The sequence below is a fragment of the Micromonospora musae genome, from assembly GCF_003626635.1.
GTDB classification, from domain to species: Bacteria; Actinomycetota; Actinomycetes; order Mycobacteriales; family Micromonosporaceae; genus Micromonospora; species Micromonospora musae.
The window spans coordinates 48,041-73,434 of record NZ_RAZT01000009.1 but is presented as its reverse complement, the minus strand read 5'-3'; the positions used below and the strand labels follow the sequence as shown (position 1 = coordinate 73,434).

The 25,394-nt window shown below is 73.1% G+C and carries 22 protein-coding genes; 12 read left to right on the top strand and 10 right to left on the bottom strand.

Annotation, left to right across the window (positions count from 1 at the left end; genetic code table 11):
- Positions 1–116: 116 nt before the first annotated feature.
- The gene (locus D7044_RS18705; protein WP_120689684.1) at positions 117–1,334 is read right to left on the bottom strand and encodes a DUF418 domain-containing protein; all 1,218 of its coding nucleotides are present in this window, start codon (positions 1,332–1,334) and stop codon (positions 117–119) included.
- 97 nt (positions 1,335–1,431) lie between these two features.
- Between D7044_RS18705 and D7044_RS18700 the strand changes: the two genes are divergently transcribed.
- Entirely contained in the window at positions 1,432–1,998 is a 567-nt protein-coding gene (locus D7044_RS18700) for a TetR/AcrR family transcriptional regulator (protein WP_120689683.1), read from the top strand.
- A 144-nt stretch (positions 1,999–2,142) separates the two neighbouring features.
- On the opposite strand, the gene D7044_RS18695 is transcribed toward D7044_RS18700, so the two are convergent.
- Both D7044_RS18695 and D7044_RS18690 read right to left on the bottom strand, forming a co-directional pair.
- Positions 2,143–3,732, bottom strand: a complete 1,590-nt coding sequence (locus D7044_RS18695; RefSeq protein WP_158610017.1) for a glycosyltransferase 87 family protein — start codon at positions 3,730–3,732, stop codon at positions 2,143–2,145.
- 126 nt (positions 3,733–3,858) lie between these two features.
- Positions 3,859–4,323 carry a carboxymuconolactone decarboxylase family protein gene (locus D7044_RS18690; protein ID WP_120689681.1) on the bottom strand — a complete coding sequence of 155 codons (465 nt, stop codon included), beginning with the start codon at positions 4,321–4,323 and terminating at the stop codon, positions 3,859–3,861.
- Between the two features lie 145 nt (positions 4,324–4,468).
- Here D7044_RS18690 and D7044_RS18685 point away from each other — a divergent pair, with 145 nt between their 5' ends.
- Positions 4,469–5,350 (top strand): sigma-70 family RNA polymerase sigma factor, encoded by an 882-nt coding sequence (locus D7044_RS18685; protein ID WP_120689680.1) that lies wholly within the window; start codon positions 4,469–4,471, stop codon positions 5,348–5,350.
- A 42-nt stretch (positions 5,351–5,392) separates the two neighbouring features.
- On the opposite strand, the gene D7044_RS18680 is transcribed toward D7044_RS18685, so the two are convergent.
- The 4 genes from D7044_RS18680 to D7044_RS18665 all read right to left on the bottom strand — a co-directional run bounded on the left by D7044_RS18680 (position 5,393) and on the right by D7044_RS18665 (position 11,714).
- Entirely contained in the window at positions 5,393–5,995 is a 603-nt protein-coding gene (locus D7044_RS18680) for a LutC/YkgG family protein (protein WP_120689841.1), read from the bottom strand.
- Entirely contained in the window at positions 5,992–7,422 is a 1,431-nt protein-coding gene (locus tag D7044_RS18675) for a lactate utilization protein B (protein ID WP_120674834.1), read from the bottom strand. Before D7044_RS18675 ends, D7044_RS18680 begins: the two co-directional genes overlap by 4 nt.
- Positions 7,419–8,183 carry a (Fe-S)-binding protein gene (locus D7044_RS18670; protein ID WP_120689840.1) on the bottom strand — a complete coding sequence of 255 codons (765 nt, stop codon included), beginning with the start codon at positions 8,181–8,183 and terminating at the stop codon, positions 7,419–7,421. The genes D7044_RS18675 and D7044_RS18670 overlap by 4 nt, the downstream gene beginning before the upstream one ends.
- 132 nt (positions 8,184–8,315) lie before the next feature.
- Entirely contained in the window at positions 8,316–11,714 is a 3,399-nt protein-coding gene (locus tag D7044_RS18665) for a glycosyl hydrolase family 95 catalytic domain-containing protein (protein ID WP_120689679.1), read from the bottom strand.
- A 304-nt stretch (positions 11,715–12,018) separates the two neighbouring features.
- Between D7044_RS18665 and D7044_RS18660 the strand changes: the two genes are divergently transcribed.
- The 10 genes from D7044_RS18660 to D7044_RS18615 all read left to right on the top strand — a co-directional run bounded on the left by D7044_RS18660 (position 12,019) and on the right by D7044_RS18615 (position 21,634).
- The gene (locus D7044_RS18660) at positions 12,019–12,867 is read left to right on the top strand and encodes a fumarylacetoacetate hydrolase family protein (protein ID WP_120674830.1); all 849 of its coding nucleotides are present in this window, start codon (positions 12,019–12,021) and stop codon (positions 12,865–12,867) included.
- On the top strand, positions 12,864–14,228 hold the full coding sequence (locus D7044_RS18655; protein WP_120689678.1) for an L-fuconate dehydratase: 1,365 nt from the start codon (positions 12,864–12,866) through the stop codon (positions 14,226–14,228). The genes D7044_RS18660 and D7044_RS18655 overlap by 4 nt, the downstream gene beginning before the upstream one ends.
- Positions 14,225–14,998: an SDR family NAD(P)-dependent oxidoreductase gene (locus D7044_RS18650; RefSeq protein ID WP_120689677.1), complete on the top strand. Its 774-nt coding sequence runs from the start codon at positions 14,225–14,227 to the stop codon at positions 14,996–14,998. The genes D7044_RS18655 and D7044_RS18650 overlap by 4 nt, the downstream gene beginning before the upstream one ends.
- A gap of 75 nt (positions 14,999–15,073) precedes the next feature.
- Complete coding sequence (locus D7044_RS18645) at positions 15,074–16,123, top strand: sugar ABC transporter substrate-binding protein (RefSeq protein WP_120674823.1); 1,050 nt, start codon at positions 15,074–15,076, stop codon at positions 16,121–16,123.
- The gene (locus D7044_RS18640; RefSeq protein ID WP_120689676.1) at positions 16,123–17,652 is read left to right on the top strand and encodes a sugar ABC transporter ATP-binding protein; all 1,530 of its coding nucleotides are present in this window, start codon (positions 16,123–16,125) and stop codon (positions 17,650–17,652) included. Before D7044_RS18645 ends, D7044_RS18640 begins: the two co-directional genes overlap by 1 nt.
- Positions 17,649–18,674 carry an ABC transporter permease gene (locus D7044_RS18635; protein WP_187398628.1) on the top strand — a complete coding sequence of 342 codons (1,026 nt, stop codon included), beginning with the start codon at positions 17,649–17,651 and terminating at the stop codon, positions 18,672–18,674. The genes D7044_RS18640 and D7044_RS18635 overlap by 4 nt, the downstream gene beginning before the upstream one ends.
- Before the next feature lie 56 nt (positions 18,675–18,730).
- Positions 18,731–19,066 carry an L-rhamnose mutarotase gene (locus D7044_RS18630; RefSeq protein ID WP_120689675.1) on the top strand — a complete coding sequence of 112 codons (336 nt, stop codon included), beginning with the start codon at positions 18,731–18,733 and terminating at the stop codon, positions 19,064–19,066.
- The gene (locus D7044_RS18625) at positions 19,063–20,073 is read left to right on the top strand and encodes an aldo/keto reductase (protein ID WP_120674817.1); all 1,011 of its coding nucleotides are present in this window, start codon (positions 19,063–19,065) and stop codon (positions 20,071–20,073) included. The genes D7044_RS18630 and D7044_RS18625 overlap by 4 nt, the downstream gene beginning before the upstream one ends.
- Entirely contained in the window at positions 20,070–20,921 is an 852-nt protein-coding gene (locus tag D7044_RS18620) for an amidohydrolase family protein (protein ID WP_120674815.1), read from the top strand. The genes D7044_RS18625 and D7044_RS18620 overlap by 4 nt, the downstream gene beginning before the upstream one ends.
- A 41-nt stretch (positions 20,922–20,962) precedes the next feature.
- Positions 20,963–21,634, top strand: a complete 672-nt coding sequence (locus D7044_RS18615) for a FadR/GntR family transcriptional regulator (protein WP_120689674.1) — start codon at positions 20,963–20,965, stop codon at positions 21,632–21,634.
- 23 nt (positions 21,635–21,657) lie between these two features.
- On the opposite strand, the gene D7044_RS18610 is transcribed toward D7044_RS18615, so the two are convergent.
- Genes D7044_RS18610 through D7044_RS18600 form a run of 3 tightly spaced genes read right to left on the bottom strand, consistent with a single transcriptional unit; the run spans position 21,658 to position 25,365 of the window.
- Positions 21,658–23,085 carry a rhamnulokinase gene (locus tag D7044_RS18610; protein ID WP_233565033.1) on the bottom strand — a complete coding sequence of 476 codons (1,428 nt, stop codon included), beginning with the start codon at positions 23,083–23,085 and terminating at the stop codon, positions 21,658–21,660.
- Entirely contained in the window at positions 23,082–23,297 is a 216-nt protein-coding gene (locus D7044_RS18605) for a helix-turn-helix domain-containing protein (RefSeq protein ID WP_120674811.1), read from the bottom strand. Before D7044_RS18605 ends, D7044_RS18610 begins: the two co-directional genes overlap by 4 nt.
- Before the next feature lie 16 nt (positions 23,298–23,313).
- Complete coding sequence (locus D7044_RS18600) at positions 23,314–25,365, bottom strand: bifunctional aldolase/short-chain dehydrogenase (protein ID WP_120689673.1); 2,052 nt, start codon at positions 25,363–25,365, stop codon at positions 23,314–23,316.
- Positions 25,366–25,394 lie beyond the last annotated feature (29 nt).

Below are 25,394 nucleotides of genomic sequence, written 5' to 3'. Positions count from 1 at the left end.
CCCCGCGGCGGGAACGTCGAAACTTCCCCCGTGCTCCACCTCAACCACCTGGGCCTGCCGACGGCATGAGCGCACCGCCCGGGCCGGTCCGCCCGGGCGGTGCTCCCCCACTCGCTCTACGCCGCCCGGCGCCGCCAGGGCGGCACGGTCGCGTTGGTCAGTGCCCGCAGCAGCCACTCGGCCGGGCCGTAGTGGTGCCCCCGCATCCACCAGGCGCTCACCGCCGCTTGGAGGGCGAAGACGGCCACGGCGACGAGGACGGCGACCAGCGGCGACACCCGCCCGATGAGGCCGAAGCCCCAGCCGGTGAAGATCACTGCGCAGATCACCGACTGACCGAGGTAGTTGGACAACGCCATCCGCCCGGCGGGGGCCAGCGCCCGGGAGAGGGTCCCGCCCGGGCGAGTCCGGAAGAGCTGGAAGAGCGTGGCGACGTACGCGGCGGCCAGCAGCGGGGCCGTCACCACGGTGAGGGCGAGCGCCACCGGGTCGAGTCCGGTGGTCCCTCCGGTGCTGGCGAAGACGACCGCTCCGGCCAGACCCACCGGGTAGCCGACCAGGCAGAGCCGCCGCCAGAGCCGGGTGTGCCGCTGCGGTTCGGACAGGATGCCGCGCTTGCCGGCGGCGAGACCGACGAGGAACGCGGCCAGCGCGACCGGCGCCTGCAACGAGGCCAGACCCAGCAGCATCTGCGGCATCGACCGGAGGTGCTCGGCGATCACACCGGCCGGGCTGCCGGCGAGCGCCTCGGTCGACGCCCGCCCCTCCGCCAGGGCGGCAGCCGGTTCGGCCGTCAGGCTCGCGCCGGTGACCGCCGCTCCCACCATCTGGAGGGCGACCAGTCCGATGAGGACGCCGGCCCAGATCATCGCGGTGCGGGGCCGGATCCGGCGGGCGACCAGCAGCACCAGGCCGAGCAGCGCGTACGTGGTGAGGATGTCGCCGTGGAAGAAGAGCAGGGCGTGCGCGACGCCGAGCAGGAACAGCCCGGCCAGCCGGCGCAGGAAACGCGGCACGAACGAGGCGCCGTGTCGCCGCGCCGACTCCAGTTGCAGCGTGAAGCTGTATCCGAAGAGGAACGAGAAGAGCAGGTAGAACTTCAGCTCGAAGAGGAGGGCGACCGTCGCGCGGACCGCGTCGTCCACCCCGGAGGTGAAGGCCGGATCGTCGATGCCGTGCCAGGGGAACGCGGTGGCGAAGAAGGCGATGTTCACCACGAGGATGCCGAAGAGCGCGAAGCCGCGCAGGGCGTCGACGTCGCGCAGCCGGGCGGGGGCGGCGGGGGCAGCGGACTCGCTGGTCTCCACCGCGGCGGGGTGCGTCGGGCTCGTCATGACCGTCACTCTAGGACCGCATCTATACGTTTGTCTATGACGCCTGTATAAGACGATCGTCTTATACAGGCGACCAGTCACCGGCTACTGTGGCAACGTGGGACATCGAGATCAGCTTCTTGCCGGCGCCCGGCAGTGCCTCTACGAGCGCGGATACGCCCGCACCACGGCGCGCGACATCGTGGCCGCCTCCGGCACCAACCTGGCCTCCATCGGCTACCACTTCGGCTCCAAGGACGCGCTGCTCACCGCCGCGATGATCGAGGCGATGAACGAATGGGGCGACACCCTCGGACGGACCATGGAGGTCGACCAGAGCCTTCCGCCGCTGGAGCGGCTCCGCAGCGTCTGCGACCAGGTGGCGGCGTCCATCCAGGAGAACCGCGCGCTCTGGTCGGCAAGCGTCGAGGTCTTCACCCAGACCGACCACCAGCCGGAGCTGCGCGAGCGGATCGCGTCGGCGTTCGAGGCGGGCCGCCCGGCCTTCGCCGCCATGCTCGGGGTCGACCCGGAGTCGTCACCGGGGACCGCCCGCGCGGTCGGCTCCCTGGTGCTCATGCTGATCAGCGGTCTCACCGTGCAGTGGCTGCTCGACCCGGAGCACGCTCCCTCCGGCGCGGAGCTGGCCACGGCCGTGCGGGCCCTGCTGCCGGCCGGCGGCTGACCGGCAGTCGACGAACGGCGGCGGGCGCGTCACCCGGAGGTTGGCGCTACGCGGACTGACCGGCTACCGGCCGAACCTCTCCGTCGTCCTGGTGCTGTGCTCGCTGCCGGAGCCGCTGTCGTGGAACCCGGAAGGGCAGCGACTTCACCCAAACGCGGCGGCTAGCTCGTCGTCGAAGGTGGCGATCGGTCGGCCGTCGGCACCGTAGGCGACGAGGCGGCCGTGCGTCATCGTCGCGGACCGGAACGAGAAGACCCGGGGCCCCGGATAGGGCGACAGCAGCGGAATGACGCGGGGTGCGCCGCCCGGGGCCGAGTGGTACTCCAGCCGCGCCACCTCCGTCGACACCACTCCGTTCACCCGTACCTTCGTCTTCTCAGTGCGGGTGCCGAAGGTGACCGGCCCGCCGGTGTCGTACGACGCGCAGGCGACCGGTCCGCGGCAGACGAAGAAGTAACGCGGGTTCACCACGTCGTCCAGTGCGTACGCCTTGAAGGTCGGGTCGGCGCCCGCCGGCAGCGGCTGCACGGCGAAGAACGCGACGGCCGTCGCGGCCGCGACCCCGGTGCGGAGCCAGGCGCGACCGGCGGCCCGGGGGCGTCTCGAACGGGCCGCCACCACCGCGACCCCGCCGAAACCCGTCAGGCAGAGCGCCACCACGCCGAGCGCGCGGGCGTTCTCGAACAGGAACTGCACACCAGGTCGCATGGAGACGGCGCTCAACGCGGCGCCCAGCGACACCACCATCGCGGTCAGCAGCGCCACGCCGGCCGCCCTCCGGGCCACCCCCGACGCGCCGATGAGCAGCATCGCGGCGAGCACCGGCCAGACCTGGTGATGCGTCCAGGAGACCGGCGACGCGGCCACGGTGGCGCAACCGACGAGCACCGCGGCGTGCCCCGGCAGCCCCTGCGCCGCCAACTGCCGGGCGCGCAGCAGCGCCACCGCGCAGATGGCCGCCACCAGGCCTGCCCAGAGCAGCGGCAGGGACACCGGTTCGACGCCGAGCCGCAGCAGCATGCCGTGCAGCGACTGGTTGCCCAGCGACGCGAGGTTGCCGATCCGACTGGTCTGCAGCACCGTTCCGGCCCAGTAGGTCCAGCTCTCCCCCGGCAGGACGACGGCCGCGAGCCCGGCGCAGGCCACGAAGGTCGCCGCCGCGCGAGCCGCGTCACGGTAGCGCCCGGCGGCGAGGAAGTAGAGCACGAAGAGCAGCGGGGTGAGCTTGATGGCGGACGCCACCCCGACGAGCACACCCCGCAGGCGCGGTGGGACGACCTCCATACCGTCGAGCAGCGCCAGCAGCACGACGAAGATGCTGACCTGACCGAAGCGCAGGTTGCTCTGCACCGGGGCGGAGAGCATCAGCGCGAGCGCCACGACCGCCGCCGCCACGTGCCGCCCGGAGCGTCCGCGCGCCAGCACCGCGCCCACCGGCACCGCCACGGCGACGACCGCCGCGCAGGTCGCCAGCAGCCAGACGACCTGCACCACCGGCTCGGAGAGCAGCGTGATCGGCCAGAGCACGAGCGCCGCGAACGGCGGGTAGGTGAAGGGGCCGCCGTTCTCGGCGACGTACCCGTAGAGCGGACGCCCCGCGCGCAGGTCGAGCAGCGCGCCGTAGTAGATGTGCAGGTCGGAGAGGCGGTCCTCGCGTCGCAGGACGAGCGCGACGGAGACCAGCGCGACGACGGCGAAGGCCGACCAGAGCAGTGCCAGCCGTCGATCCCGCACGGTTGTCAGCATAGGGTCCCGGGCGGCGACCCACAGCCCCGTGTGCCCGTCGGACCAGCCGACCCGTCGTGGACCGGGGCGGGTGGCGACCGGCAGCCGCCGCCCGTCCCGGTCCACCGCCGCGGGTCAGCCCCAGTGCTGCGGCGCGGGCTGGCGGGTGGTGGCGTTGATCCGGTTGAAGAAGTTGGTGGTGGCGATCCAGAGCACGATCGCCGCCAGCTCCTTCTCCCCGAAGTGCCGGGCGGCCTCCGCCCAGATGTCGTCCGGCACCGCGTCCGGCCGGTCGGCGAGGCGGGTGGCGGCCTCGGCGAGCGCCAGCGCGGCCCGCTCGGCCTCCGTGAAGTACGGCGTCTCCCGCCAGACGGCCACCGCGAAGAGCCGCTCGTCCGTCTCGCCCGCCTTACGCATCCCCCGGGCGCCCGAGTCGACACAGGCGCTGCACCCGTTGATCTGACTGGCCCGTAGGTGCACCAGCTCCAGCGTGCGCTGCGGCACGCCGGCCGAGTGGGCCGCCTTGTACAGCAGGTTGACGGCCTGCACGGCGTCCGGCAGCAGACCCGCGGGGTTCGCGATGCGTGGTTCGAGGCTCATATCTGTCCGTCCCTCCCTCTAGGCTGACCGGCGTCCGTCGCGGTACGACGTCCCGGCCCGTTCACCGATATGTCGACCGCCACCCCGACCGCGTGACAGATGTGGCTGCCGTCACACCGGCGCCTCGGCGAAGGAGTGTTCCGACATGCACGACGCCGACCTGCTGGCCCGGCGGTTCGAGGAGCACCGTCCGCACCTGCGGGCGGTGGCCCACCGGATGCTCGGCTCCGGCGTCGAGGCCGAGGACGCCGTCCAGGACACCTGGCTGCGGCTGACCCGGGCGCAGACCGACGGGATCGACAACCTGCCCGGCTGGCTGACCACAGCGGTCGGCCGGGTCTGCCTCGACCGGCTGCGTTCCCGGGCCGCCCGCGCCGAGCAGCCGTGGGACGGTGGCGACGCGACGGACGATCCGGCGGTCGATGCGCCCGCCGACCCGGAGCAGGAGGCCGTGCTCACCGAGTCGGTGGGCCGGGCGCTGCTGGTGGTCCTGGACACTCTCGCGCCCACCGAGCGGTTCGTCTTCGTGCTGCACGACCTCTTCGCGGTCTCCTTCGACGAGATCGCCGCCGTCGTCGACCGCAGCCCCGCCGCCCTCCGTCAGATCGCCAGCCGGGCCCGCCGGCGGGTCCAGCTCAGCGGCGAGGTACGGGAGACGGATCCGACGCGCCAGCGACAGGTCGTCGAGGCGTTCCTCGCCGCGTCCCGCGAAGGTCGCTTCGACGACCTGGTCACCCTGCTGGATCCGCACGTCGTACTCCGGGCCGATCCGGTGGCCGTCGGCATGGGTTCGACAGCGGAGACCCGTGGCGCGGCCGCCGTCGCCGCCTTCTTCAACGGCCGGGCGGAGGGCGCGGTCCCCGCGTACGTGGACGCCGCGCCGGGCGCGGTCGTGGTGATCCGTGGGCGGACCCGCATCGTGCTCGCCTTCATCGTCACCGACCGGATCATCGGCATCGAGGCGGTGGCCGACCCGGAGCACATCGCGTCCCTCGACCTCGTGCCGGACGACCCGGCGCGGCGGTGATCGGGCGGGGCGTCGGTGCCCGGTGAGCAGCGGGTGCCGACGTCAGGACGTCAGGAGGACCACGTGCAGGTTCCGGGGGCCGTGCACGCCCTCGACCCGGTTCAACTCGATGTCGCTGGTGGCGGAGGGCCCGCTGATCCAGGTGAGTGGGCGTCGCGGGTCGAGCCGGGCCACCGCGTCCGGCACCCCCGCCACCACCTGCTCGCTCCGCAGCACGCAGATGTGCACGTCGGGCAGGAGGGTGATGACCCGCCGACCCTGGTCGGGGGTGCCGTCCAGGACGATCGTGCCGGTCTCGGCGACCGCCACGGCCGCCGCGGTGACCACGCCGTCGGCGGCGGCGACCTCCGCGGTGCTGAGGTCGTCGTCGGTCACGGCCGTGACCGACGCGGGCAGCCACCGTTCGGGCAGCCCCCGCGGGACCACGACCCGCCGGCCACCGAGGACGGCGTCGACGACTTCAGCCACCTCGGGCTCGGCGCAGCGGTGCACGGTCGCCCGGTAGTCGGTGAGCCGGTCCACCAGCAGGTCGAGGTCGGCGTCGCCGCCCGCCGGCCGGTAGTCGCGCGGTGCCTCGGCCGGTACCCGCGGCGGGGCGCCGCGGGCGGCGCGCAGGCGGGCGAGGACCTCCTCCCGGCCGCTCACCGCTGCGCCCACCACTCGCGGAACGTGTGCTCCGGCGGTTGCGGCAGGTCCCGGCCGATGGTCCAGCCGGAGAGCGGTGGGGGCAGCCCACGACCACGGCGGCCGGCGAACCGGCTGAGCCGCGCCGCCCGCTGCGCCGCCGCGTAGAGCGCCGGCCGGTCCATGACGTACGCGGCCGCGGCCATCGCCGCGGCTTCGGCCTTCGGGTGTGGCGCCCGGTCGCGCAGGTGCACCAGCAGCTCCGGAATGTTGATCTTCACGGGGCAGGCGTCGTAGCAGGCGCCGCAGAGCGTCGAGGCGTACGGCAACGAGGCGTTCTCCTCGACGCCGGTGAGCTGTGGCGAGAGCACCGCGCCGATCGGCCCCGGATAGACCGACCCGTACGCGTGCCCGCCGGCACGCTCGTAGACCGGGCAGACGTTGAGGCACGCGGAGCAGCGGATGCAGCGCAGCGCCTGCCGGCCCACCTCGTCGGCCAGTACGGCGCTGCGGCCGTTGTCGAGCAGCACCAGGTGGAACGCCTGCGGCCCGTCGCCGGGGGTGACACCGCTCCACATCGAGGTGTACGGGTTCATCCGCTCCCCGGTGGACGAGCGGGGCAGCAGCTGCAGGAAGACCTCCAGGTCCCGCCAGGTCGGCACCACCTTCTCGACGCCCATCACGGTGATCAGCGTCTCGGGCAGGGTGAGGCACATCCGCCCGTTGCCCTCGGACTCCACGACGGCGAGGGTGCCGGTCTCCGCCACGGCGAAGTTGGCGCCGGAGACGGCGACCCGCGTGGTCAGGAACGTCTCGCGCAGGAAGCGGCGGGCGGCGGCGGCGAGCGCGGGCGGATCGTCGGTGAGCGACGGGTCGACGCCCGGCATGGCCTGCAGGAAGATCTCGCGGATCTCGGCCCGGTTGCGGTGGATGGCCGGCACCAGGATGTGGCTCGGCCGGTCCTCCCCGAGCTGCACGATGAGTTCGGCGAGGTCGGTCTCCACGGCGCTGATCCCGGCCGCTTCGAGCGCCTCGTTGAGGCCGATCTCCTGGGTCGCCATGGACTTCACCTTGATGACCCGGTCGCTGCCGGTCGCGGCGACCAGTTCGGTGACGATCCGGTTCGCCTCCACCGCGTCCGCCGCCCAGTGCACGATGCCGCCGGCCGCGGTGACCGCGACCTCCAACTGTTCCAGCAGCTCCGGCAGGCGGGCCAGGACGTCCGTCTTGATCGCCGCCCCGGCCTCGCGCAGGGCCTGCCAGTCGGGCAGTTCGCCGATGACCGCGCCGGACTTCGCGCGGATGGTGGTGGTGGCGTGGCCCAGGTTGCGCCGCAGCTGGGGGTCGGCGAGGCCGCGCCGGGCAGCGGCCGGAAAGGGCTCCTCGCCGCGCAGGTGCCCGACTCCGCGCGGCGCGGTCGCCGGCATGCCGAGGAAGGTACGCCTCATGCCCGCACCGCCGTCCGGCCGATGCTGCCGCTGCGCTCGGTCGCGGCGAGGATCTCCGCCAGGTGCACGGTGCGTACGCCGGTGCGTAGCCGGGCCAGTCCCCCGCCGATGTGCATCAGGCAGGAGGCGTCGCCGGCCGTGCAGACGTCGGCGCCGGTGGACTGGACGTGGCGCAGCTTGTCCGCGAGCATCGCGGTGGAGGTGTCGGCGTTCTTCACGGCGAAGGTGCCGCCGAAGCCGCAGCACTGCTCCGCCTGTGGCAGCTCGACGAGGTCGAGGCCGCGGACCTCCCGCAGCAGCCGCAGCGGCCGGTCCCCCACCCGCAGCAGGCGCAGCGAGTGGCAGGTCGGGTGGTACGTGACCCGGTGCGGATAGTACGCGCCCACGTCGGTCACCCCGAGCGCGTCCACCAGGAACTCCGACAGCTCGTAGGTGCGTTCCGAGACCGCCTCGGCGCGCGAGGCCAGCCGCTCGTCGCCGGCGTTGCGGGCCACCGAGGCGTGCTGGTGCCGTACCGATCCGACGCAGGAGCCCGACGGGGCGACCACCACGTCGTACGGCTCGAAGGCGCGTACGTGGCGGCGGACCAGCGGCAGGGCCTGCGCCGAGTAGCCGGTGTTGACGTGCATCTGCCCGCAGCAGGTCTGCTCCGGCGGGAAGACGACCTGATGGCCGAGGCGTTCCAGCAGCCGCACGGTCGCCTCGGCGGCGGCCGGGAAGAGCGTGTCCGCCAGGCACGTCACGAAGAGCGCGACCCGCATCGTCACCCGCCTCTCGGGTTCTGGTCGGCCCGATCCGCACCGGCCTCGGTCATTCGATCAGCTCGGCCGGCGTCACGCAACGGCCGGGCGGGCCGCCGGCGGGGACGGTGGGCGAGCCCGATCCGGGCGGTGTCAGCCGAAGGCACGGCTCTGCCAGGTGGTGATCTGGTCGGCCGGAAGCGCCTCGGGCAGGATGGCCACCCGGTCGATCTCGCCGGTGAGGCGCTGCCCGCCGTCCTGGTCGGCGGCGAACCGCAGCTCCCGGGTGACGCAGCCGACGATGCCGCCGTCCGGGACCTTGACTGTTCCGGCCGCGCGGCCGTCGAGGTAGACGGTGACGGTGCCGGCGTCGTCCATGGTGACCACCAGGTCGACGTACCGGCCGACGGGCAGCACGGCGTTGCTGGTCACGCCGGTGCCGGAGCCGATGAACCGCACCCGGTTGTCGGGGGTGAGGTCGATCAGCACGCCGTCGGTGCCGGGGTCGCCGCCGGGCTGGAAGTCGAAGAGCCGCCGGTAGCCGCCGCTCGTGGTCACCTTGACCTCTGCGGCGAAGGTGGCGGTCTCCAGGTAGCCCAGCGTGGTGGGGGCGGTCCGGAGGTAGCGGGCGCCGTCGAGGGCCAGCGCCGTGCCGGTGGGCCCGTCGGCGACGTACGCGGCACCGGTCTGCACCGTGGCCGTGCGCCCGTTCGGTGACCGGTCGGGCACGGTGTCGCCGCTCTCCGGATCCCAGGCGACGAGCGGCTGGTCCGGGGCCGGCCGGGCGCAGGGCGGCGGCACGGGCAGCGCGATGGCCGTCCAGCCGGAGGCCCGCCAGTCCTCGGTGACCAGTCGCGCCTCGATCCGGTTACGGCCCGGCGCGGCCTCCCGGGTCGGCGTGACCGTGAACCGGTAGACCTGGGAGTCGCCGGAGCGCAGGCGCGGCACCTCGAACCGGGCGGGTCGCGCGCTCCAGCCGGCCGGCAGCGCCAGCGTCAGGCGGGACGGCGGGAGGTTCTGCGCGGCGGCGACCGTCACCGAGACCGTCCCCGACCGGTCGGCCTCGAGCGTCGACGGGGCGTCGACGGTGAAGGCGACGCCGGCGGTGGCGACGTAGCGGTGTCCGGCCTTGGCCGGAAAGGTGAGCCGCTCACCGCGGGCCTCGACGTCGACCCGCTTGCCGGTCGTGGCGTCCACCATCCGGAACGGGCCGGCGAAGAGCGGGCTGCGCAGGCGCACCTCCCCGGCGCGTCCGGCGGTGACCGCGATCTCGGTCGCCGCGCCGGCCGACCACGTCGTGTCGACGGTGAGGTCGCCGCGGGCACGCAGCCCGCTCACGGAGCCGTTCGGCCAGGCGCTCGGCAGCGCCGGCAGGACCTGGACCTCACCGCTCTGGCTCTGCAGCAGCATCTCCGCGACGCCGGAGGTGGCGCCGAAGTTGCCGTCGATCTGGAACGGCGGGTGGGTGTCCCAGAGGTTGGGCAGGGTGCTCTGTCGCAGCTGTTCGGTGAGCATCTTGTGCGCGTGGTCGCCGTCGAGGAGGCGGGCCCAGAAATTGATCTTCCACGCCTTGCTCCAGCCGGTGCCGCCGTCGCCTCGCGCGGTGAGCGAGACCCGGGCCGCCTCGGCCAGCTCCGGGTCGTCCAGCGCGGTGATCTGGGCGCCGGGGTGGAGGGCGAACAGGTGGGAGACGTGCCGGTGCTCGTTCCGCGGGTCGTCCAGGTCCTCCTTCCACTCCTGCAGCTGGCCCCACGAGCCGACCCGGATCCCCGGGTCGAGGTCGGCGAGCGCGGCCCGTAGCTCCTTGCGGAACGCGTTGTCGCCGCCGATGATCCCGGCGGCCTCGACGGTGTTGGTGAAGAGGTCCCAGACGATCTGCTGGGACATCGAGGCGCCCGCGGTGAAGTCGCCCTGCTCCGGGGAGTAGCTCGGGGAGACGACGAGCTTGCCGTCGCGCGGGTCGACGACGAGTTCGTCGAGCCAGAACTGCGCGAGCTGCTTCATGACCGGGTACGCGCGCTCTCTCAGGAACCGCTGGTCCCGGGTGAACTGGTAGTGCTGCCAGTAGTGCTGGGCGAGCCACGCCCCGGCCTCCGGGAACCAGAACGAGGAGGCCCAGTTGTGCAGCCCGGTGAACCCGTAGATGTTGGTCTCGTTGTTCACCACCCAGCCCCGGTTTCCGTAGATCTCCCGGGCGGTCACCTGCCCCGGCGGCACCATCAAGTCGACGTAGTCGAAGAGCGGCGCGGTGGTCTCGGAGAGGTTGGTGAGCTCGGCCGGCCAGTAGTTCATCTGGAGGTTGATGTTGACGTGGTAGTCGGCGTCCCAGGGTGGGCTGGTGGAGTTGTTCCAGACGCCCTGCAGGTTCGCCGGCAGCGAACCGGCCCGCGACGACGCGATCAGCAGGTAGCGGCCGTACTGGAAGAAGAGCGCCTCCAGGGCCCGGTCGGCCGGGGACGGGCCGCCGGTGTAGCCGCGCAGCAGCTCGTCGGTCGGCACATCGGGCATCGCCTGGCCGATGTCGAGCCGGGCCCGGTCGAAGAGGGCGCGATGGTCGGCGGTGTGCGCGGCGAGCAGCTCGGCGTACGTCTTGCGCGTCGCCGCGTCCACGGTGGCGGTGACCGCCGGGTGCGGGTCGGCGCCCCGGTAGCGGGGGTAGGTCGGGGCGTAGTCGGTGCCGGCGGCCAGGATCAGCGTCGCCTCGTCCGCCTCGCGCACGGTGACGGTGCCGTCGGCGCCGTCGGTCACCGCGCCGCCCTGCGCGGTCACCTGGATCTGCGACTCGAACCGCAGCTTGTTGTCGTTGAGCGCGCCGGCGAAGGTGATGCGGCCGCCGCTCGCGGTGACCGCCCGGGACCGGTTGTTCGGCGCGGTGACGCCGGCGGTGAAGCCGATCCGGCCCGGCTGGTCGGCGCTGATCCGCACGACGAGGACCCGGTCCGGGTAGCTGGCGAAGTACTCCCGGGTGTAGCGCACCCCGTCGTCGAGGTAGGAGACCTTCGCGACGGCGCGGCCGATGTTCAACTCCCGGCGGTACTCCTGGACCGGTCCGGGGTCCTCGGTGAGCCGCAGCGACAGGTCACCGAAGGTGTTGTACGAGCCGAACCCGCTCTTCGGCTGGCCGAGCCGGCTCGCCACCTCCTCCGGGCTGAGTCGGCCGCGTTCGTTGATCAGCCGCTGCACCTCCTCGATGGCGCCGGGGCGCGGCGAGGTCCAGTTGCCGAAGTTGTAGCCGGCGGCCGAACCCGGTCCACCGGTCCAGAGCGTCTTCTCGTTGAACTGCACCGTCTCGGTCGCCACCCGGCCGAAGACCATGCCGCCGAGGGCGCCGTTGCCGATCGGCAGCGCCTGGGTCTCCCAGTCGGTGGCCGGCTCGTCGTACCAGAGGGTGAGTGGATCACCGGCGTCCGCGGTGGCGGCGCTCGAGGTGGGGGCGCCCGTGGTGGCCGCACCGGACGGCGTCGACCCGACGGGCAGCGCCGCGACCAGCACGGCCAGGAGCGCGGTCGCCGTCGACCGGAGCGGGAGCCGCCACCGGGAGAGGTCGTCCATGAGTTGCCTCCGGATCGTCCGAGGGGCCGGGGATGGTTCCTGACGCGGCTGCGCCGCCACGAGGGCCGCGCACGGTGGCACCTCGGATGTTTCACGCCGAGGCTACAAAGGACGGCCCGGCACAACAAGCACTTGACCTCATCGATAAACGTCGGCACACAGCCCTTCGACAGTGCGACAAGCGGGAGTTAGCTACCCGTTCCGTACTATCAGGACGGTCTTCGTCGATGACACGGTCTTGTGAAGCGCCCCAGTCACTGATAGACATCGGATGTCTTGCTGCACTGGTACTGGGGAGCGACGCGTGAGGTTGTTGCGGGTGGGTGCGCCGGGTCGGGAAACCCCGGCGCTGCTGGACGAGACCGGACGGATACGCGACCTCCGTGGGGTGATCGACGACCTCGACGCCGCCTTCCTGGCGGACGACGGGCTCTCCCGGCTCTCCTCGATCGCGGTGGACGAGCTGCCGGTGCTGGACCGCACCGGCCTGCGAGTGGGGCCGCCGCTGCACCCCGGCAAGATCGTCTGCATCGGGCTGAACTACCGGGACCACGCCGCCGAGACCGGCGCGCCACTGCCCGCCGAACCGGTGGTGTTCCTGAAGGCGCCCGACACCGTCGTCGGCCCCGACGATCCCGTCCTGATCCCCCGGGGCAGCACCAAGACGGACTGGGAGGTCGAGCTCGCGGTCGTCATCGGCCGGCCGGCACGCTACCTCGCCGACACCGAGGCGGCGCTGGCCTGCGTCGCCGGGTACGCCATCGCCAACGACGTCTCCGAGCGGGAGTTCCAGCTCGAGCGCGGCGGCCAGTGGGACAAGGGCAAGTCCTGCGAGACCTTCAACCCGTTCGGCCCCCTCCTGGTGACCGCCGACGAGGTCCCGGACCCGCAGGACCTGCGGCTGCGCCTCTGGGTCAACGGCACGCCCCGGCAGGACGGCAGCACGAAGGACATGGTCTTCCCGGTGGCCGAGATCGTCCGCTACCTGAGCCACTTCATGGTGCTGCACCCGGGGGACGTCATCAACACCGGAACGCCCGCCGGGGTCGCCCTCGGTCAGCCGGACCCGAAGCCGTACCTGACGGCGGGTGACGTCGTCGAGGTGGAGATCGACGGGCTGGGCCGGCAGCGTCAGGTGGTGGCCCAGGCATGATCTTCACCGAGCTGGACATCTCCGACATCCGCTTCCCGACCTCGCGGGCGCTGGACGGCTCCGACGCCATGAACCCCGACCCGGACTACTCGGCCGCGTACGTGGTGCTGCGCACCGACTCCGGCGACGGCCACGAGGGGCACGGGTTCGCCTTCACCATCGGACGCGGCAACGACGTCCAGGCCGCCGCCATCGCGTCGCTGCGCCCGTACCTGGTGGGCCGACCGGTGGCGACGATCCTCGCCGACCTCGGTGGCTTCTGGCGGGAACTCGTGCACGACTCGCAGCTGCGGTGGCTGGGCCCGGAGAAGGGCGTCATGCACATGGCGATCGCGGCGGTCGTCAACGCGCTGTGGGACCTGCGGGCCAAACGGGAGGGGCTGCCGCTGTGGCGGCTGCTGAGCCGGCTGAGCCCGGAGGAGCTCGTCGACCTCGTGGACTTCCGCTACCTCGACGACGCGCTCACCCGGGACGAGGCGCTGCGGATCCTGCGGGCGGCGCAGCCGGGCCGGGCCGAGCGCGAGGAACACCTGCTGCGCTCCGGCTTTCCCGCGTACACCACCTCACCCGGCTGGCTCGGCTACGACGACGACAAGCTGCGCCGGCTCTGCAAGGAGGCGGTCGCCGACGGGTTCGGCCAGATCAAGCTGAAGGTCGGCGCCGACCTCGCCGACGACATCCGGCGGATGACCATCGCCCGGCAGGCGTGCGGGCCGGACTTCCCCATCGCGGTCGACGCCAACCAGCGCTGGGACGTGCCGACGGCCATCACCTGGATGCGCGAGCTGGCCCGCTTCGACCCGCACTGGATCGAGGAGCCGACGAGCCCCGACGACGTGCTCGGGCACGCCACGATCGCCCGGGAGCTGGCCCCGATGCGGGTCGCCACCGGCGAGCACATCGCCAACCGGGTGCTCTTCAAGCAGCTGCTCCAGCTCGACGCGGTCTCGTACGTGCAGATCGACGCGACCCGTGTCGCGGGCGTCAACGAGAACCTCGCGATCCTGCTGCTGGCTGCGAAGTTCGGCGTGCCGGTCTGCCCGCACGCCGGCGGGGTGGGGCTCTGCGAGCTGGTGCAACACCTGTCCATGTTCGACTTCGTGGCGGTCTCCGGCGAGCTCACCGACCGGGTCATCGAGTACGTCGACCACCTGCACGAGCACTTCGTCGACCCGGTGGTGATCCGCGACGGCCGGTACGTCGCACCGACCGCGCCCGGCTTCAGCGCGACCATCCGGCCCCGCACGCTCGCCGACTACGCGTACCCGGACGGTCCCGTCTGGTCGGGGGCGTCCGCCGAGCCGGAACCGGTTCGAGGACCCGCGACGCCGCGACGGCCCGGAGCGGAGGTGGCCCGGTGAGCGCCGACCGGAACGAGTTCGCCGGCCTGGCGGCGGTGGTGACGGGCGGGGCGTCCGGCATCGGCCTGGCGACCGCGACCCTGCTCGCCGAGCGTGGCGCCCGGGTGGCGTGCCTCGACCTGAACGCGGAGAGCGTGCCTTCTCCGCTGCTCGGGCTCGCCGCCGACGTGCGCGACGACGGCAGCGTCCGGGCGGCGGTCGCCGCCGCCGCGGACGCGCTGGGCGGCATCGACGTACTGGTCAACAACGCCGGGATCGGCGCGCGCGGCAGCGTCGAGGAGAACTCCGACGAGGAGTGGCACCGGGTGCTCGACGTCAACGTGGTCGGGATCGCCCGGGTGACCCGGGCCGCGCTGCCGCACCTGCGCGCCTCGGCGCACGCGGCGATCGTGAACACCTGCTCCATCGCCGCCTCGGCGGGCCTGCCGCAACGGGCGCTCTACAGCGCCAGCAAGGGTGCCGTGCAGGCGCTCACCATGGCGATGGCGGCCGACCACGTGCGGGAGGGGATCCGGGTCAACTGTGTGAACCCCGGGACGGTGGATACCCCCTGGGTACGTCGGCTGCTCGACGCCGCCGACGATCCGGCGGGCGAGCTCGCCGCGCTGCGGGCCCGGCAGCCCACCGGTCGTCTCGTGAGCGCGGACGAGGTGGCCGCCGCGATCGCCTACCTGGCGGGTCCGCTCGCCGCGGCGACCACCGGCAGCGTGCTCGCCGTGGACGGCGGGATGCACGGGCTGCGGCTGCGTCCCGAACCTCCACCCGGCTGACCCCGGCGCGCCGAGCCGACCGGGACCTCCGATGTGCACCGAGAAACCCACCGCATCCACCGATGGAGGAGCACCGTGAGACATACCGTCAGAACCCCGATCGGGATCGCGCTCGGCGCGATCCTCGCCCTCACCACAGTCGCCTGTAGTGACTCGTCCTCGGGCGGATCGGGGAACCAGGCCGGATCGGGGCCGCAGATCGGCATCGACCTGCCCCGCGCCGACTCCGACTTCTGGAACTCGTACGCCAAGTACGTCCCGCAGTTCGCCGACGAGTACGACGTCAACCTGATGTCCCCGACCAACTCGCAGAACGACGTCTCGAAGCTCGTGGCGAACGTGCAGGCGATGGTGAGCCAGGGCGCCAAGGCGGTCGTGATGGCCCCGCAGGACACCGGGGCGATCGCCTCCACCCTGGGCACCCTGGAGTCCCGCAAGATCCCGGTGGTCTCGGTCGACACCCGCCCCGACAAGGGCAAGGTCTTCATGGTGGTGCGAGCCGACAACCGGGCGTACGGGCAGAAGGCCTGCGAGTTCCTCGGCGAGAAGCTCGGCGGCAAGGGCAAGGTGATCGAGTTCCAGGGCTCGCTCTCCTCGATCAACGGGCGGGACCGCTCGGAGGCGTTCGCGGAGTGCATGAAGACGAAGTTCCCGGAGATCACGATCTTCGAGGAGCCGACCGAGTGGGAGGGCGCCAAAGCGGCCGCCGCGCTCCAGACCCGGCTCGCCCAGCACCCGGACATCAAGGGCGTCTACATGCAGGCGGGCGGGGTCTTCCTGGCGCCGACGCTGCAGGTGCTGCGGTCGAAGAACCTGCTGGTCCCGCCGACCGACCCGAAGCACATCTTCATCGTCTCCAACGACGGCATCCCGCAGGAGTTCGAGGCGATCCGCAAGGGCGAGATCGACGCCACGGTCTCCCAGCCCGCCGACCTCTACGCCAAGTGGGCGCTCTACTACGCCAAGGCGGCGGCCGAGGGGAAGACCTTCCAGGCCGGTCCGACCGACCACGACAGCACGATCATCGACATCGGCAACGGCCTGGAGGACCAGCTCGCCGCGCCGCTGGTCACCAAGGAGAACGTCGACGACCCGGCGCTCTGGGGAAACCAGATCGGCAAGTGATGACCAGCCAGGAACAGAACGCGGGCTCCGCGGCCGGGATCCCGGCCGCGGAGGCACGCGACGTGTCGAAGCGGTACGGGGCCACCGTGGCGCTGCACTCCGCCGGCATCGCCGTACGCGCCGGGGAGACCCACGCGCTGGTCGGACGCAACGGCGCCGGGAAGTCCACGCTGGTGTCGATCCTGACCGGGCTCCAGCGGCCGGACGGCGGCGAGATCCGGTTCGACGGCGCACCGGCGCCGGCGCTCGCGGACCGGGACGCCTGGCGGCAGCGGGTCGCCTGCGTCTACCAGAAGTCCACGATCATCCCCACGCTGACCGTCGCGGAGAACCTCTTCCTCAACCGGCAGTCCGGCCGTGGCCTCATCGACTGGCGCGGTCTGCGCCGCCGCGCCGCCGACCTGCTCGCCGGGTACGGCGTCGACGTCGACCCGGCCGCGCTCGCCGGTTCGCTCACCGTGGAGCAGCGGCAGCTCGTCGAGATCGCCCGAGCGCTCTCGTTCGGCGCCCGGTTCATCATCCTCGACGAGCCGACCGCGCAGCTCGACGCCGCCGCCATCGACCGGCTCTTCGACCGGATGCGCGAACTCCAGTCGAGCGGCGTCACCTTCCTGTTCATCTCGCACCACCTCCAGGAGGTGTACGAGGTCTGCCAGCGGGTCACCGTGCTGCGCGACGCGCGGCACATCCTCACCGAACCCGTCGAGGCGCTCTCCCGCGACGAGCTGGTCGCCGCGATGACCGGCGAGACGGGCCGAGCGCTCGCCGAGGGCGTCTCCCGCCCACCGGTCCCGGCCACCGCGCCGGTGGTCCTCGACGTACGCGGCCTGCGCCTCGCCGGCTACTACGACGGGGTGGACCTGACGGTGCGCGCCGGCGAGCTGGTCGGGCTCATCGGCTCGGGCAGCAGCGGCAAGGTGGCCCTCGCCGAGACGATCGCGGGGCTGCGCCGGGCCGACGCCGGAACGGTGACCATCGCCGGCAGCACCCCGAAGCCGGGCCAGGTGCCCGCGGCGATCGCCGCCGGGCTCGGCTACCTGCCGCAGGACCGGCACCGGGAGGGCCTCGTGCCGCTGCTGTCGGTGGCCGAGAACGCCACCATGCCGATCGCCGGCCGGCTCGGCCCCGCCGGGATCATCGCCCCCGCGCGGCAACAGGCCACCGCCGAGCGGATGATCCGGACGTACGACATCAAGACCGACGGGCCGCGCCAGCCGGTCAGCGACCTCTCCGGCGGCAACGCCCAGAAGGTCGTCCTGGCCCGCGCGCTCGCCAACGACCCGAAGGCGCTGGTGATGGTGAGCCCCACCGCCGGCGTGGACGTCCGGTCCAAGGCGTCCCTGCTCGGCGCGGTCAACGAGGCCGCGGCCGGAGGCGCCGGCGTGCTGGTCGTCTCCGACGAACTGGACGACCTGCGCTCGTGCGACCGGGTGCTGGTGATGTTCCACGGAGAGGTTATCCGGGACGTGCCCCGGGGTTGGACGGACGCCGACCTGGTGTCCGCAGTGGAGGGAGTGGAGCAGCAGTGACCGGCACCGAGACGATCGCCAAGCCACCGACGAGCGGCGGCACCCGGCCCGGTGGCGGTCGGTTACCCCTGGCCCGGCTCCGGGACTTCGCGCTCGTCCCCGCGATCCTCCTGCTCGTCGTGGTGGGCGCGCTCATCGATCCGGTGTTCCTCAGCTCCGCCAACATCACCAACGTGCTGCAACAGCAGACCGAGCTGGCGCTGCTCGTACTGGCCGAGGCGATCATCCTGATCGCCGGGAAGTTCGACCTCTCGCTAGAGTCGACGATCGGTCTGGCTCCGGCGCTCGCCGTCGCGCTGGTCATCCCGGCGGCGAGCAACGGGCTGGGCACCGAGCTTCCGGCCGGCCTCGCCATCGTCCTCTGCCTGCTCACCGGGCTGGCGATCGGGGCGTTCAACGGGCTGCTGATCCTGCGGTTCAAGCTCTCCGCGTTCATCGTGACGCTGGGCATGCTGATCGTGCTGCGTGGCCTCCAGATCGGGATCACCGGTGGGCAGAACCTCTTCGACATCCCACCCTCGGTGCTCTACCTGGGCAGCGCGGTGTGGCTCGGCGTACCGGCCTCCATCTGGATCAGCGGCACCCTCTTCGTTGTCGGCATCGTCGCGCTCGGCTACTTCCGGCACGGCCGCTCCGTCTACGCGATCGGCGGGAACACCGACGCGGCCCGGGCCGCCGGCATCCGTACCGACCGGGTGGTCTGGGTGGTCCTGATGATCGGTGGTCTGCTCGCGGCGCTCGCCGGTCTGCTGATGACCGGGCGGCTCGGCTCGGTCGCCGCGGCGCAGGGCGACGGCATGATCTTCACGGTCTTCGCTGCGGCGGTGATCGGCGGGATCAGCCTCGACGGTGGCAAGGGGACGCTCTTCGGCGCGCTCTGCGGTGTCATCGTCCTCGGCCTGATCAACAACATCCTGACCCTCGCCGGGGTCTCCGCCCAGTGGATCCAGGCCATCTACGGCGCCATCATCCTGGTCGCGCTGATCCTGGCCCGGCTCACCTCCGGCAAGGCCCAGGACTGACGCTCATCGCCCCGGCCGCCGTGGGCGGCCCCGACCGGCAGCGGAAAGGAGCGCCGATGCGACGGATCGCCCTGCACACCCGGCTCAAGCCGGGCCGCGAAGACGAGTACGACGACGTCCACGCGACCGTACCGGCGGAGCTGGCCACCGCGATCCGCGCGGCCGGCGTGCACGGCTGGTGGATCTGGCGGGACGGACTCGACCTGTTCCACCTGGTGGAGGTCGAGGACTACCAGCGGATGCGGCACGAGCTGCGGGACCACCCGGCGAACATCGAGTGGCAGGCCCGGATGGCGACGCTGCTCGACGTGGCCGACGACTACTCGGGCACCGACACGGGGCTGCCCCTGGTCTGGGCGCTGCCCGCCGCGCCGGGCGGAGCGACGGCGTGACCGGGGGCCGGGTGGGGCGGTCCCGGGTGACCGTGAGCCGGGTCGGGCTGGGCTGCGCGCAGCTCGGCAACCTCTACACGCCGATCGGCGAGGCGGAGGCGATCGCCACCGTCCGGGCGGCGTGGGACAGCGGCGTCCGCTACTTCGACACCGCACCCCACTACGGTCTCGGCCTCTCCGAGCGCCGGCTCGGCGACGCGCTGCGCACCTTGCCGCGCGAGGAGTACGCGGTCAGCACGAAGGTGGGTCGGCTGCTCGTACCGGACCGGTCCGGCTCCGAGCGGCGCGACCCCGAGGGCTTCCACGTGCCGGCCGACCACCGGCGGGTGTGGGACTTCACGGCGGACGGGATCCACCGGTCCCTGGAGGCGAGCCTCCTGCGGCTCGGCCTCGACCGGATCGACATCGCGCTGATCCACGACCCGGAGGACCACCAGGCGCCCGCCCTGGAAGAGGCCTATCCGGCGCTGCACGAGCTGCGGACCCAGGGTGTCGTCGGCGCCATCGGCGTCGGGTCGAAGCAGTCCCAGGTGCTGCACCGGTTCGTCACCGAGACCGAGATCGACGCGGTCATGGTCGCCGGCCGGTACACGCTGCTGGAGCAGCCCGCCCTCGACACGCTGCTGCCCGAGTGTGCGCGACGCGGAGTCTCGGTGCTCAACTCGGGTGTGTTCAACAGCGGACTGCTCGCCGTGCCCGATCCGCACCCCGGTCTGCCCTACGAGTACGCCGAGGCGCCGGGCGGGGTGCTCACCCGGGCCCGGGCGATCGCCGCGGTCTGTGCCCGGCACGGAACGACGCTGCCGGCCACCGCGCTCGCCTTCGCCGCCGCGCACCCGGCCGTCGCCGCGGTGGTGGTCGGCGCGCACGACCCGGAGCAGGTCCGGCGCAACGTCGCGCTGGCGGCGGCGGAGCCTCCACCCGGCGAGTTCTGGGCGGAGCTGGTCGCCGAGGGGCTGCTGCGTCCGGACGCCGCTCTGCCCACGGCCCCGGTGGTGGCCGCGTGATCGTCGACGCGCACCACCACCTCTGGCGGGTCGAGGACGGCTACCGCTGGCTGGACGCGCCCGAACTCGCCCCGATCCGGCGCTCGTTCGGTCCGGCGGAGCTGGAGCCGGAACTGGCGGCCGCCGGCGTCGACCGGACGGTGCTCGTGGAGGGCGGCCGCTGCGACACCGACGAAGCAGGCCTCCTGCTCGGGTACGCGCGGCGCTGCACCGTGATCGCCGGGGTGGTGGCCTGGGTGGACCCGGCCGACCCCGGGCTCGCCGAGACGATCGCCGGCTACCGGCGGCTGCCCGGCGGCGACCTGCTCGTCGGCGTACGCCCTCAGCTGCAGGCGGAGACGGATCCGGACTACTTGGACCGGCCGCCGGTCCGGCGTGGCCTGCGCGCCATCGCCGACGCGGGGCTCGCCCTCGACGTGGTGTGCCGCGTCGACCAACTCGCCGCCGTGGCCCGGGCCGCCGGGGACGTTCCCGAGCTGCGGTTCGTCCTCGACCACCTGGGCAAGCCGCGGATCCGCGCCGGCGCCGCCGGGCTGGCCGAGTGGGCGGCACCGATCGCGGCGCTGGCCGCCCGGCCGAACGTCACGGCGAAGCTCTCCGGGCTGGTGACCGAGGCGGACCAGGACCGGTGGCGGGTGGCCGACCTGCGGCCGTTCGTGACCGAGGCGGTCGACCGGTTCGGCCCGGACCGGTTGATGTTCGGGTCCGACTGGCCGGTGTGCCGGCTCGCCGCCGACTACCAGGCTGTGCTCACCGCGCTCTCCGAGGCGTTGCCGCCGCTGACCGAGCGGGAGCGGTCGGCGGTGTTCGGTGACACCGCCACGCGGACCTACCGGCTCCGACGCTGAGCGGTCCCATACTCTGCGGTGCGAAGAGGGCGGAGGAGAACGTGGCTGTCACGGACGAGGCGATCGACAAGATCAAACAGATGATCATCGCCGGTGAGTTGCGCCCCGGGGACCGGCTGCCCCGCGAACCCGACCTGGCCGAACGGCTCGGCCTCTCCCGCAACTCGCTGCGCGAGGCCGTCAAGGCCCTGTCGCTCATCCGGGTCCTCGACGTACGCCAGGGCGACGGCACGTACGTGACGAGCCTGGACCCGGCCCTGCTGCTCGACGCGCTGAGCTTCGTCGTCGACTTCCACCGCGACGACACCGTGCTGGAGTTCCTCGAGGTCCGGCGGATCCTCGAACCGGGGGCGACCGCGCTGGCCGCGCAGCGGGCGACCGCTGAGGACATCTCCGCGCTGCGCGCCGTCCTCGACGGGCTCGGCGACGACCCGACCATCGACGAGCTCGTCGCCAACGACCTGGAGTTCCACCGGCTGATCTCCGTCTGCGCGGGCAACAACGTGCTCACGTCGCTGTTGGACAGCCTCTCCGGCCCGACCACCCGCGCCCGGGTGTGGCGGGGCCTCACCCAGGAGGGCGCCGTCGCCAGGACCCGGGAGCAGCACGCCGCCATCCTGGACGCGGTCGCCTCCGGGCAGGCCGACCTGGCCCGCTCCTGGGCCACCGTGCACGTCGCGGGCGTCGAGGAGTGGCTGCGCCGGGTCCTCTGACCGGCCGGCCCGACGCCCGCGCGTCAAACACCCAGCCGCTCCTCGGCGGCCCGCCACGCCGCCTGCGCCCCGCGCGGCTCGTACCGCACCACCTGCTGGGTCTCGCGCAGCAGCGCCCGTAGCGCCGCCAGGTCACCCTCGACGGCCCCGGCGGTCCGCGCCTGCACCAGCACGTTGCCGAACGCGGTCGCCTCCACCGGGCCGGCGAGCACGGGCAGCCCGCAGGCGTCCGCCGTCAGCTGGCAGAGCAGCGCGTTACGAGCGCCGCCCCCGACGACGTGCACGGTCTCCACCTGCCGACCGGAGAGCTGCTGCGCCTGGCGTACCGCGCGGCGGTGCGCCAGCGCCAGGCTGTCGAGGATGCACCGGACGGTGCCGGCCGGTGTGGTGGGCACGGGTTCGCCGGCGCGCCGGCAGGCCTGCGCGAGGCGGGCCGGCATGTCGCCGGGCGGCAGGAACGCCGGGTCGTCGGGGTCCACCACGGACCGGAACGCGGGCTCGTCGGCCGCCCGGCGCAGCAGCTCCGGAAGGTCGGCCGTGCCCCAGGCGCGCATCGACTCCTGCAGCAGCCAGAGACCCATCACGTTACGCAGGTAGCGGATGCTGCCGTCGACGCCGGACTCGTTGGTGAAGTTCGCCCGCCGGCTCGCCTCGGTGAGCACCGGGGCGTCGAGCTCGACCCCCACCAGCGACCAGGTGCCGCAGGAGATGTAGGCGAAGTTCTCCCCCGACGCCGGCACGCCCACCACCGCCGACGCGGTGTCGTGCGAGCCGACCGCCACGACCTCGGGCTCACCCGGCAGCCCCAGCGCGGGTAGCACCGGGGCGATCCGGCTGCCCGGCTCGCGCAGCGGCGGGAAGAGCTCCGGCCGGATCCCGGCGTCGACCATCAGGTCGGTGGCCCAGGCCCGCCGGCGCACGTCGTAGAGCTGGGTCGTCGAGGCGTTGGTGACCTCGGCGCCGACCTCCCCGGTGAGCCAGTACGTCACCAGGTCCGGGATCAGCAGCAGCCACCGGGCGACGTCGAGCTGGGGTGTGCCGCGGGCGGCGGCGAGCTGGTAGATCGTGTTGAACGGCAGCTGCTGCAGCCCGGTCGTCGCGTACAGCCGCTCGGGCCCGAGCCGCGTCGCCAGCCGCTCGGCGACGCCGTCGGTGCGCGAGTCCCGGTAGTGCACCGGATTCCCGAGCAGCGCGCCGGAGGCGTCGAGGAGTCCGTAGTCGACGGCCCAGGAGTCGACACCGACGCTCGTCACCGGGCCGGCGGCGCGCAGTCCGTCGAGGACCCCTCGGGCGAGGGCGAGGATGTCCCAGTGCAGGGTGCCGGCCAGCCGCACCGGCTCGTTGGCGAACCGGTGCACCTCGGTGAGGTCGAGGACGTCGGGGCCGACGCGACCGACCATCACCCGGCCGCTGGACGCGCCGAGGTCCACGGCGGCGACGCGGAGGCTCACAGCAGTCCCCGCCGGGCCGCCCACACCACCGCCTGGATCGGCGCGGCCACGCCGAGCCGGTCACAGACCGCCCGGACCCGGCGGCGTACGGTCCGCTCGGAGAGCCCCATCCGCCGGGCCACGGTCTCCAGCGGCAGCCCGGTCGCCAGCAGGCGCAGCAGCCGCAGGTCCTCCGCGTCGAGCACCGGCTCCACCACCTGTTCCGTCGTCATCCGGCACCGCCCCGGGTCAGCGGAGAAAGGCCGCGGCGACACCGGCGTCGACCGGGACGTGCAATCCGGTCGTGTGCGACAGCTCGCCGGCGGTGAGCACGAAGACCGCGTTGGCGACGTGCTCCGGCAGTACCTCCCGTTTGAGCAGGGTGCGCTGCGCGTAGAACTCGCCGAGCTTCTCCTCCGGCACCCCGTAGACGGCGGCGCGCTTGGCGCCCCACCCGCCGGCGAAGATGCCGGAGCCGCGCACCACCCCGTCGGGGTTGACGCCGTTGACCCGGATGCCGTGCCCGCCGAGCTCGGCCGCGAGCAGGCGTACCTGGTGCGCCTGGTCGGCCTTCGCCGCGCCGTACGCGACGTTGTTCGGGCCGGCGAAGAGCGAGTTCTTGCTGGAGATGTAGACGAGGTCACCGCCCATCCCCTGCTCCGTCATGATCTGCGCGGCCTCCCGCGAGACCAGGAACGAACCCTTGGCCATCACGTCGTGCTGCAGGTCCCAATCCGCCTCGGTCGTCTCCAGCAACGGTTTGGAGATGGAGAGCCCGGCGTTGTTGACGACCAGGTCCACCCCGCCGAAGGCGAGCACCGCCGTGCGCAGCGCGGCGGCCACGGCCGCGCCGTCGGTGACGTCGGCCGTGACGGCGACGGCCGTGTCGGCGTCGCCGATCTCGGCGGCGACGGTGGCCGCCGCCGCGCCGTCGCGGTCAGCGACCACCACGCAGGCGCCCTCGGCGGCGAGCCGCCGAGCGGTCGCCCGGCCGATACCGGAGCCGCCGCCGGTGACGAAGGCGACGCGGGTGGCGAGGGGCTTCGGCTTCGGCAGCCGCTTGAGCTTCGCCTCCTCCAGCGCCCAGTACTCGATGCGGAACTTCTCCGCCTCGTCGATCGGGGCGTACCGCGACACCGACTCCGCGCCGCGCATGACGTTCACGGCGTTGACGTAGAACTCCCCGGCGACCCGGGCGGTCTGCTTGTTCGCGCCGAAGCTGAACATGCCGACCCCCGGCACGAGGACGATCGCCGGGTCGGCGCCGCGCATCGGCGGGCTCTGCGCGGTGGCGTGCCGCTGGTAGTAGGCCCGGTACTCCTCGCGGTAGGCGGCGTGCAGCTCCCGCAGCCGGGCGACCGTCTCGGGCAGCGGCGCGGTGGGCGGCAGGTCGAGCACGAGCGGACGCACCTTGGTACGCAGGAAGTGGTCCGGGCAGGAGGTACCGAGCGCCGCGAGCGCGGGGTGCCGCTCCCGGGCGAGGAAGTCGAGCACGACGTCGCTCTCGGTGAAGTGCCCGACCTGGGGCCGGTCGGTCGAGGCGAGGCCCCGGACGACCGGCGCGAGGGCGGCCGCGCGGGCCCGGCGCTCGTCCGGCGGCAGCGGCGCGTACCCCTCGATCACCGGGCCGAACGGCTCCGCCCGGCCGTGCCCGTCGAGGTACGCCTGCGCGGTTCGGATGATCTCGAAGGAGCGCCGCTCGCACTCCTCGCCGGTCGCCCCCCAGGCGGTGATGCCGTGCCCGCCGAGGATCACGCCGATCGCCTGCGGGTTGGCCCTCGCCACGGCGGCGATGTCGAGCCCGAGCTGGAAGCCGGGTCGGCGCCACGGCACCCAGAGCACCCGGTCGCCGAAGATCTCCTTGGTCAGCTCGGGCCCGTCGGCGGCGGCGGCGATCGCGATGCCGGCGTCCGGATGCAGGTGGTCCACGTGGGCCGCGTCGAGAAGGCCGTGCATCGCCGTGTCGATCGACGGCGCCGCCCCACCGGGTCCGTGCCGGCAGTAATCCAGTAGCGAGACCATCTCGTCCTCCCGCGCGGGATCGACCGGGCCGGCATCGCCCGGGTAGACGTCGGCCAGGGCGCGCAGCCGGTCCAGGCTCAGCACGGCCAGACCGGCCTCGGTGAGCGTCCCGAGGTCGCCGCCGGAGCCCTTGACCCAGAGCAGCTCGACGGGGCCGCCGGTGACCGGGTCGGTGGCCCGGCCCTTGGCCGAGGTGTTGCCCCCGGCGTAGTTCGTCGTGCTCGGGTCGGCGCCGAGCCGGTTGCTCCGCGCGATCAGCGCCTCAACCTCGGAGTGCATCGTCCTCACGTCCCTGTTCGTTCGATGGT

Coding starts and splice junctions, on each gene's coding strand:
- D7044_RS18670 (WP_120689840.1), bottom strand. CDS start 8,183: ATGCGGGTCGCGCTCTTCGTGACGTGCCTGGCGGACACGCTCTTCCCG.
- D7044_RS18685 (WP_120689680.1), top strand. CDS start 4,469: ATGCACGACGCCGACCTGCTGGCCCGGCGGTTCGAGGAGCACCGTCCG.
- D7044_RS18640 (WP_120689676.1), top strand. CDS start 16,123: ATGACCAGCCAGGAACAGAACGCGGGCTCCGCGGCCGGGATCCCGGCC.
- D7044_RS18605 (WP_120674811.1), bottom strand. CDS start 23,297: ATGACGACGGAACAGGTGGTGGAGCCGGTGCTCGACGCGGAGGACCTG.
- D7044_RS18630 (WP_120689675.1), top strand. CDS start 18,731: ATGCGACGGATCGCCCTGCACACCCGGCTCAAGCCGGGCCGCGAAGAC.
- D7044_RS18665 (WP_120689679.1), bottom strand. CDS start 11,714: ATGGACGACCTCTCCCGGTGGCGGCTCCCGCTCCGGTCGACGGCGACC.
- D7044_RS18675 (WP_120674834.1), bottom strand. CDS start 7,422: ATGAGGCGTACCTTCCTCGGCATGCCGGCGACCGCGCCGCGCGGAGTC.
- D7044_RS18690 (WP_120689681.1), bottom strand. CDS start 4,323: ATGAGCCTCGAACCACGCATCGCGAACCCCGCGGGTCTGCTGCCGGAC.
- D7044_RS18600 (WP_120689673.1), bottom strand. CDS start 25,365: ATGCACTCCGAGGTTGAGGCGCTGATCGCGCGGAGCAACCGGCTCGGC.
- D7044_RS18705 (WP_120689684.1), bottom strand. CDS start 1,334: ATGACGAGCCCGACGCACCCCGCCGCGGTGGAGACCAGCGAGTCCGCT.
- D7044_RS18655 (WP_120689678.1), top strand. CDS start 12,864: ATGATCTTCACCGAGCTGGACATCTCCGACATCCGCTTCCCGACCTCG.